The 8,629-nt window shown below is 55.5% G+C and carries 7 protein-coding genes and 1 pseudogene; 5 read left to right on the top strand and 3 right to left on the bottom strand.

The features are described 5' to 3' along the window. The 3 genes from ABX962_RS22705 to ABX962_RS22715 all read left to right on the top strand — a co-directional run. The coding region (locus ABX962_RS22705; protein WP_372722580.1) for a gfo/Idh/MocA family oxidoreductase at positions 1-774 on the top strand (774 nt) is incomplete at its 5' end. 162 nt (positions 775-936) lie between these two features. Further along, on the top strand, positions 937-2,112 hold the full coding sequence (locus ABX962_RS22710; protein WP_372722582.1) for a YcjF family protein: 1,176 nt from the start codon (positions 937-939) through the stop codon (positions 2,110-2,112). After that, positions 2,109-3,653, top strand: coding sequence for a GTPase family protein (locus ABX962_RS22715; RefSeq protein ID WP_372722584.1), 1,545 nt, complete (start codon positions 2,109-2,111; stop codon positions 3,651-3,653). Before ABX962_RS22710 ends, ABX962_RS22715 begins: the two co-directional genes overlap by 4 nt. 64 nt (positions 3,654-3,717) lie before the next feature. Here ABX962_RS22715 and ABX962_RS22720 read toward each other — a convergent pair whose 3' ends face one another. Both ABX962_RS22720 and ABX962_RS22725 read right to left on the bottom strand, forming a co-directional pair. Continuing rightward, complete coding sequence (locus ABX962_RS22720) at positions 3,718-4,839, bottom strand: FAD-dependent oxidoreductase (protein WP_372722586.1); 1,122 nt, start codon at positions 4,837-4,839, stop codon at positions 3,718-3,720. A 174-nt stretch (positions 4,840-5,013) separates the two neighbouring features. After that, the gene (locus tag ABX962_RS22725; RefSeq protein ID WP_372722588.1) at positions 5,014-6,900 is read right to left on the bottom strand and encodes a patatin-like phospholipase family protein; all 1,887 of its coding nucleotides are present in this window, start codon (positions 6,898-6,900) and stop codon (positions 5,014-5,016) included. A 645-nt stretch (positions 6,901-7,545) separates the two neighbouring features. Here ABX962_RS22725 and ABX962_RS22730 point away from each other — a divergent pair. Both ABX962_RS22730 and ABX962_RS22735 read left to right on the top strand, forming a co-directional pair. Beyond that, positions 7,546-7,737: a hypothetical protein gene (locus ABX962_RS22730; protein WP_372722590.1), complete on the top strand. Its 192-nt coding sequence runs from the start codon at positions 7,546-7,548 to the stop codon at positions 7,735-7,737. A 47-nt stretch (positions 7,738-7,784) separates the two neighbouring features. Beyond that, complete coding sequence (locus ABX962_RS22735; RefSeq protein ID WP_372722592.1) at positions 7,785-7,985, top strand: hypothetical protein; 201 nt, start codon at positions 7,785-7,787, stop codon at positions 7,983-7,985. 132 nt (positions 7,986-8,117) lie between these two features. On the opposite strand, the pseudogene ABX962_RS22740 reads toward ABX962_RS22735, so the two are convergent. Then, positions 8,118-8,629 (bottom strand): annotated as a pseudogene (locus ABX962_RS22740) (hypothetical protein); the annotation flags it as partial.

An 8,629-nucleotide genomic window follows, 5' to 3' on the forward strand; every position in this document is an offset into this window, starting at 1 on the left:
GCCTTGCATTACGATTGGCACTGGGTTTGGAATACCGGATCCGGCGAAATGGGCAACTGGGGCGTCCACGTGCTGGACGATTGTCGCAACAACGTCTTCCAAGACTCGGTCGCACTGCCCACACGCGTTTTCGGAGGCGGAGGCCGGGTGGCACTGAACGATGCTGGCGAAACGCCCAACGTACACTTTGCCTACTTTGATACCGGATCGATTCCGGTCGTGATCGGATTGTCGAATCTTCCCTCGGCGCCGGGTTCTAAGAGCAGTCCGAAGCACCCCGGCCCCAGCAGCGGTTACATCGCCTATTGCGAAGGCGGTCGCTACGAAGGCCAACGAGGCCGCGGGGTCGCCTACGATGATAAAGGCAACAAGATCAAAGAATTTAAGGGTAATTCGGGGGATGTGTTGCATCAGACCAACTTCATCGATGCCGTTCGCTCTCGCGATCGTGCCTCGCTGAACGCGGAAGTCGAACTCGGTAACGACAGCACCGGTTGGTGTAACCTTGCCAACATCGCTTTCCGCTCGGGTGAAAACTTCACCAATGCTGCGGCCGCGCAATTGGATTCACCTTTATGGAAATCGTTGCTCAATGAGATGGATACGCACTTGTCCGCGCACGGCATTCCGATGGAAAGTGACGAAATCAAGCTCAGCCCGATGTTGGAATTGGATCCGGAAACCGAGCAGTTCGTTGGCGAGCATGCCGAAGCGGGCAACGCGTTACTGAAACGCCAATACCGAACCGGTTACGAAGTGCCGGAATTGGCATAACGCGGCGTTTTTTGGGCGGCGATATTGCTGCGGTGGTCCGCGTCTAGGACCATCGCGGCGGCCGGATCGGCGGTCGCCCCAATCGAAAGATCCCGCGGTTTGCACTACAATTTCCAGTGACCCTTCTTTCTCATAGCACGCACACGAATCGACGCGGCACGAATGGCATTGGCACGATGGAATTGGCGTAGCGGACGTCCTGAAGATGACGCGGTCTACGAAAAACAAATTCAAGAGATTCGTGACAAGACACCCGTGCCCGCAATTTGGCTGTTTGGAAAAACGGGGAGCGGAAAAAGTTCGGTCGTGCGGTTTTTGACTGGGGCCGAAGACGCGACGATCGGCGAAGGCTATCGGCCCGAAACCAAGACTTCGCGGCGGTTCGATTTCCCCGATTCGCTCGAGCCGTTGCTGTCGTTTCTTGATACTCGCGGACTTGCCGAAGCCAACTACGACCCGAGCGACGATATCGCAGCGTTCGCCGATTCGACTCAGCTGATGATTGTCACGGTCCGCATTGCGGACCATGCGCTGCATCGTGTGATCGAACCGCTACGCCAGATACGCAAAGCGTCACCGCATCGGCCGATCATGTTGGTTTTGACCTGTTTGCACGAAGTGACCGGGAGCCTCGATTTGTCCGATGGCCCCGACCCTTTTGCGCACGCAGACGATGTGGACTCGAAAACCCCGCCGGTCCCTGATCCGTTGCCAGCATTGATTCAGGAAAAAGTCAGTCAGTTCGCGGGATTGCATGACGCCGTGATCCCCGTCGATCTGACGCAGTTGGAAGACGGATTTGCGGATCCTAATTTTGGCGGCGACCGGTTGAAACATGCGATCTTAAACCAATTGCCGCTGGCGTATCGCCAGGCAATCCTGACACTTAACGACACGGAAACCGAAAACGCCTCGTCGCGACAAACCCGTGCCCGTTGGCAGGTGTTGGCGTCCAGCGCATTGGCTGGCACGGCGGGGGCGGTGCCCGTGCCCTGGGTCGATATCCCGATCGTGCTTGGCATCCAAACTCATTTGGCAATGAAGCTTGCCAAAATCTACGACCAAGAGATTACACCGGCACGATGGGCGGTGCTCAGCAGTGCCGCAGGCACCCGTGTCGCAGTGCGATTGGGGATGCGAGGCATCTTGAAATTTATCCCTTGGGTTGGGATCGCCGCCGGCGCAGCGACCTCGTTCGCGTTTACTTATGCGTTGGGGATGTCGTGGGATTGGTACTTTGCCGATTTACGGCAAGGACATGTGCCGAGTTCGGACCAGTTGAAAGAGATCTTCGCGGAAGAACTGAAACGGGGACATGAACTGTGGAGAGCCAAATGAACTGGATTCGCGGCATCAGTTTCCGGTTTGTCGTGCTGTTCGTTCTTTGGACGTTGCCGGTGGCATGTTATCTCGCCGTCGGATCGCTTGCGATTTATCAAACCGGTTGGTTCTACAAGATCGTGTGGCTGCTGCCTGGGATGTGGGGGGCCGCTTGGTTGATTGGAAAGCTGTGGAAACCGCCCAAGGTGCACCGTTCTTTTTCCGGTAAACCGTTGTCGGCTCCTGGCTTTTGGACGCCGCAAGATAGTTCGGCGATCCAAATTGTCGAAGATTATCGCCGCGAAGTCCAAGACATCGACGCTCAATCGATCATGGATTTCAACCGCTACATTCGCGACGCCCAGATTTTGGCCGAGCGTTTGGCCAAACACTATCACAACCGCACCAGCGACGAAGTTTTTCATCCGCTGACGTTGGTGGAAATTTTGGCCGTGATTCATTTAGCAGCCGAGGATCTTGAACAATGGGTGCTCGCGTCGATCCCCGGCAGCGATGTGGCAACGATCGGGCAAATCAAGCGATTGCCCAAAGTGGTCAACGCGTTGGATGTCGTGCAAAAGGTGGTCTATGTTGGTTCGGCAGTACTCAATCCCGCCAAAATGTTGGCGTATCCGCTGTGGCGAAAATCGGCCAACGTCACCGTCGAATTGCAAAACGAATTGATTCGCGGTTTCTATCAGCGGTTTCTTCGCCAACTTGGCTATTATCTGATCGAAATGTATAGCGGTCGCTTGCGGAGTGGATCGCGATTGTATCGCTCGGAATTCTCCGAGATGGCAGAGATCGCTCATGAGTTTGACCGGGGCGAAAGCTCGATCGATGACCTCGATGATCTGTCGACCACGATTGCGGTGATGGGACAAGTCAACGCGGGGAAGTCAAGTTTGGTCAACTCACTGCTGCATAACCAAGTCGCAACCACCAACGTGTTGCCGGAAACACGCAGCGTGACGCGGCACCAATACAGTGTGCCGGGGTCGGAAAGCCAAGTAACGCTGCTCGATACACCGGGGTATGACGAAGCCGACGTCAGTCGCTACCAGTTGGCGCAAATCCAGAAGGCGGCGAAGACCGCAGACATTATCATGTTGGTGATGGCCGCCAATTCGTCGGCGCGGGACGCCGATCGCCAAATGCTCGATGAAGTCGCGGCGGTTTATAAGAACGATCGCAAGTTGAAACCGCCGGCCGTGATCGTTGTGCTGACGCATATCGATTTGTTGCGACCGGTTCGCGAATGGGATCCCCCGTATGATTGGCGGCAACCGCACACGCTAAAAGAAGAGTCGATGGCGGCGGCGGTGCAGTATGCCCGAGAGCTGTTTGGTGACAAAGTCTCGGGTTACGCATGCGTCTACACCGGAACGGACCACCCGATTGATTCAGGAACGCTCGACGATGTGGTTTCGGAGTTAGTGGTCCATTTGGATCATGGCCATGCCGCCGCGATCCTGAAAGCGTTCTATCGCAAATTGAGCGAAGATCGATTCAAAACGCTGAAAAACCAAGTGTTCCAGCTACTCAAATCGGTCCGCTAAATTGCCGCTCCATTTTGACGCAACGAGCGCGTGAGGATCGCCGTGGTGCGGATATGACGATCGCTCAAAACTGGTATTGCTGGATAAAACGTTGGTCGATCCATCGTTTCAGCTGCCAACACCAACTCGCATGAAAGCTGTGGCCTTTGTACTGCAGCAGTGCGCAGCCGTCGCCGGTGTTCAGGATTTTCAAAAACTCTTTTTGGGGTTTGAAACCGCTAAGCGTCGTCCCGTTAATGGTTGCATGCAGGTTCTTCCATAGCACCGGAGCCTGACGAACCGCGAACACACCGGCTTTGGGCGCAGGGTCGCTAAGGATCGTTCCACTATCGCCCACCGCGAAGATGGGGGCGTCGGCGGTGGTCCGCAATGTTTGCTCGGTCGCCAGAAAACCTCGATCGTCGGTCGGCAGGTTCAGCTTTCCCAGCAGCGGTGGTGCAGCGGCGCCGGTGGCCCACAGCACCACATCGGCCGGGTGGCGGTTGCCGTGCAGATCGACCACTTCGTCCTGATTCACCTCGACGACCCGAAAGTCAGTGGTCACGCCGATCGATCGACGTGACAACAAACGTCGTAGCTGACGAACGCTACGGGGGCTCAATCCGTCCGCAATCTCGTCCCCGCTTGTCACAATCTCGATCGCAACGGGTCGCTTTGGAAACAGATGCTTCATACGGGTGTGAACGCAGAAGGCAATTTCGACTCCCGCAACACCGCCGCCGACCACCACAATTTTCGGAGGCCGGTTGGCCGTGTCTTGACACTGCACCACGCGTTGGCTGAATCGTTCAATCAACGTTTGCATCGGTTTGATCGGGACGATACTCGGCGATGCATGCTGGTCCCAGCCTGCCGGCATCGAACCGATCCCGATCGACAGGGCGTCGAACTTCAATGACGCGTGATTTGCAAAACGCAGCGTCTGAGTTTCGACATCAAGCCCGATGCATTCATCCAAGATCAATTCCGCCCCCGCCTTTTTCGCTAGCGGTCCGAGCGGAATCTGCATCTCGTCGATCGAAAACTGATTCGCTAACGTTCCAGGCAACATCCCCGAATAGGTTGTAAATGGAAATTTGGAGATGCAAACCAAGCGGCAATTCGGGATCGGCGAATCGATCCAGCGACGAACCACTTCCGCGTTCGTGTGCCCGATTCCGAGTAGGGCGATGCAGTGAGGATTCAAAATTGGACGATTCCATCAAACGCGAGAGATTGAGTTGTGAACGGTTGAAGACTTCTTGCTAAAAAATACAATGGCTTTATTCCAGTAGGCCGCATCTTACTCTCCAGACAGGACGTCTCTAAGTATGATTGCGGTGGGGCTCGTGATGTCTCCCCAAGTTATGTCTGTGAAAACCTAGCCGGCAACACTCCTGCGTGGCAAAGCACAGGTGAAATGCGAAGCTCCCACCGACTCGGATTCCTTTTGCTCGGCCAACATTTGGCGAAACTGTGGCAGAATCTTCTCCGTTGCGATCTCTCCCATCTCGGCCAATTGAGGGGCGCGAGTGAAATCGGCAAAATCAAATGCGGATGTATCGACAGCGATCATCAGATCAACGGCTTTGGTACGCAAAGCGGTGATCTCGTGATCCTGCACTTCGTTAACTCGCATCAGTGTTTCCAAACGTCCCGGCCGACGCATCTCGTCGGTCGGCGTGGACGCGGTACTGCCAGCGAATTGGGGTGACAATTTTGCCGCCACATCCACTCCGACGACAAGATCCGCACCGCGATCCAACAGCAAATCGGCCGGCACATTGTTAAAGATCCCACCATCAACCAACGCCATCCCGTCTCGCAGAATTGGACGAGCAATTTTGGGGAGATTGATACTCTCGAGCACCGCATCAACGGCGTCGCCACGATCACGGATGACTTGCCGACCGCTCACCAAGTCAACGGCAACCGTGCTCAGCGGAATCTGTAGCTGATCAAGTTTTATATTCCCAAAGTGGTTGCGAAGCATCGGTTCCCAGCCGCCGGTCCAAAATTTGGTCGCCATGAACCACTGGTTCCCACGTGGCAGGTGCCGAAAAAACCAACCTGGCGTCAGGTCTTCTTTGAATGTTGCGATTGTCCTGTCGATCTCCCAGCCGAACGCGTAGGGAAGTGCCACCAAGGCGCCGGCGCTGGTGCCCGAGATCAGATCAAAGTAGATGCCCTCGCGTTCGAGTGCCCGCAGTACGCCCAGGTGCGCCAGCCCCCGCGCCGCGCCGCCGCCCAATGCCAACCCAATTCGCGTCCCATGCACGTGTCGGACTAGCCGTGATAGGCTCTGGCGTTGATGCCGCGAGGCCACTTGAGGCTTACTGTCTAAGCTGATCTTAAAGTCTGGCTGAGCCAACGGGCTGGCGATCTCCGGGACCGTTGGTGGCTGCTTCGCGTCCTGTGTCATCCACATCCAATAGATCCGGTTCGCCAGCACCGGTTGAGCTTGCAGCAACGTGTGCAGTCGATACGTCGCTTGCCCCAGGTCGTCGGGCGTGACCAGCCACCACACCTGTTCGCATTGCGGCAAAATCGCGGCGAACGTTTCCAGCGACAGTGTCGGCGAAAGATTCACCAGCGTGGCATCCTCGCGACGCTGGTGGTCGAGAACATATTTGCGAATCCACTCGGACTTTTCGCTACCGCTTAGCTCTGCGGGAATTCGGCTGCTTTGGAAAGACGATAAATCAGATGCGCCGACTCGAGTCGCTTCCTCGCTGATCACACAAACCTGATCCCCTTCGGCCGCCAGTGCTTTGGCAACCATCGCTGCGAAGAACATCGTCCCCGAATGCTGGTTGACCAAGCCGATCACCCGCGGGCGACTGCGTCGCTGTTGTCCGTGCGTTTCTCGGCGAAGCCGAAATCCGAGGGTGCGACACGCATTGGCGGCTAAACCGGGGACTGACAAGATCAACTTCTGAAAGGCATCCTGTTTCAGTTCGAGCAGCTCGCAATCCATCACCGCCGTCATCCTCACCGCGCGGCGACCGCCAGTCAGCATCGCGATCTCGCCAAAATGTTCGCCGACATCGAGATGATCGATGAAACGAGCGGTCCCTGCGGAGGAAGCTGCTTCGATTTTCACGCGACCCTTGACCACGATAAACATGCTGTCGCCAGGATCGTCTTCAGAAAACACGATGTCGCCGCTGCGAAACGCGATCAACTGACACGCGTCGATCACTTGCTGAGCATGGACGTCATTGAGTCCACAGCAAAGTTGGCTTGATTGCAAAATCTCTTTTAACATGATGTCGTCTCTCCCGCCGTGCCCACGTCGACGTATGATCCTATTATCACAGGTTGTCAATCACTTCATTGTGTTCGAAATCAATCGCGGTAGGGGAACGACAAAAAAGATTTCAAAGCTTGTGACGCAGCGGGTGTTTTCGCAGCCTGAGCCTGAAAAGCACATCTCTGTCTGACGAGACGACAGTAAACTAAATACCTCTCCCGAGATTTGGATTAGCAGAGATCAGACGGACCCTCTAGGCCGCGTGCGGGTGAGGGCCGACCACGCACCTCGGCTTGCTGAGCGTTTCCACTTGCTCGGACGCCCTTGCCTGTCAATCACGCGAGACGACGGGTTTAGACAGCGTTGGCCCGACAATGGCAAGCTTTACTCCAACGTGTTTGCCGAGGGAACCGGCATGCAGCACTCCTTGCCAGCACTAAACGAGCAGCGGGGTAGCGGGTCTGGCATTGCGATTCGAACACGAGCGGCTCGGGGTAGGCGGGTTGTAACTTTAGGTTTGTCGCGATTGGGAACGATTGTGGCAGAGTGCTTCACCAGAGCTGATGTGTTTATCTCGCTTTGGCACTCATTGATAGCGGGGGTGGGCGGTTTCCCGCTGATACGTCGTGCTCGGAAAAGATCTCTCTTGGCAGGTCAATCTTGTCGGTAGATAATTCGATGCATCAGTGGCAAGCGACGGGTGAAGGGAATCTCGCCCGCGTCTTGCCGCATCGTATTTGGATTGTCGCTGCAGACGAGAACGCAATCGTGTGTGGCAATGCAAACGATTCGGATGTAATCATTCGACCACAGGTGCGTTATCTCTCTTTAATCTTTCAGGGATGGATGTGAGCGAGACTAAGGGAATTGACGCACAATTATCGAAGGAGCTTGATTCGATGAAGACAACACCGCCCTGTGACCTTTGGGGGATGAAGACCTCGACATTCGAAATCGATGTTTTGCCTAATTCGCAAGCAAAGAAGGAGCTGGTCGATTGGATCGACCGCCAGCTGCAAACATTGACCGAATCGCAGTCCCGGTTCGCCAGCCCCTTGTCGTTGCTAGATGAAACGGAATGGCCAGATCTGGAACGATAGACGGAGCGCTGTGAGCGGCACCACAGCAAAACGTTACGATTTTGCTGAGGATGGGGTGTCGGGCACTGCAAAGCCGCCACGGACGGATTCGTGGCGGTTTTGCCTTTTCAAAAGGCGATCGTCATCGCTTGTTTATTCCCAACCGACCGGTTGGGTCCACGCCTGTTGCTTCTGATCTTTGAACGATGGATCCACGGGCGGTTTACTGCTTGTGACGACGGCTCGCACATAAAGCTCGTTGCCCGTCAATTTATACTCGGGCGTTGCCGATTCGCTGGTTGCCACCACTGCTCCGATGCGATGTTCATCCACGCCGTCTCCCTTTTTGAGCGTGGCAATGAACTTGGTCTCGTAACTCGTATCGGGCTCGGTCTCTATCGCGAGCGATAATGTCTGACTTTCCTTGTTGAATTGCACATCGGATAATGTCACGCCACTGGACGCATAGAAGTCGCCACGTTTCATCGCCCGAATCAAATGCTCGGGAGTCAAGTACTTGCTGCGGACCATCACCCAGCCGCGTCCTGGTCGCGAACCCGCCTTGCCGTGATATTCGTGTGAATCATCGGTGCCGATTCCCATCAACGGCGGAATGTCCAACGAGGTTTGGCGAATCGCGTTGGCGATATCCCACATCCGTTCGA

It is taken from the genome of Novipirellula sp. (assembly GCF_041583735.1).
In the GTDB taxonomy this organism is placed as follows: Bacteria; Planctomycetota; Planctomycetia; order Pirellulales; family Pirellulaceae; genus Novipirellula.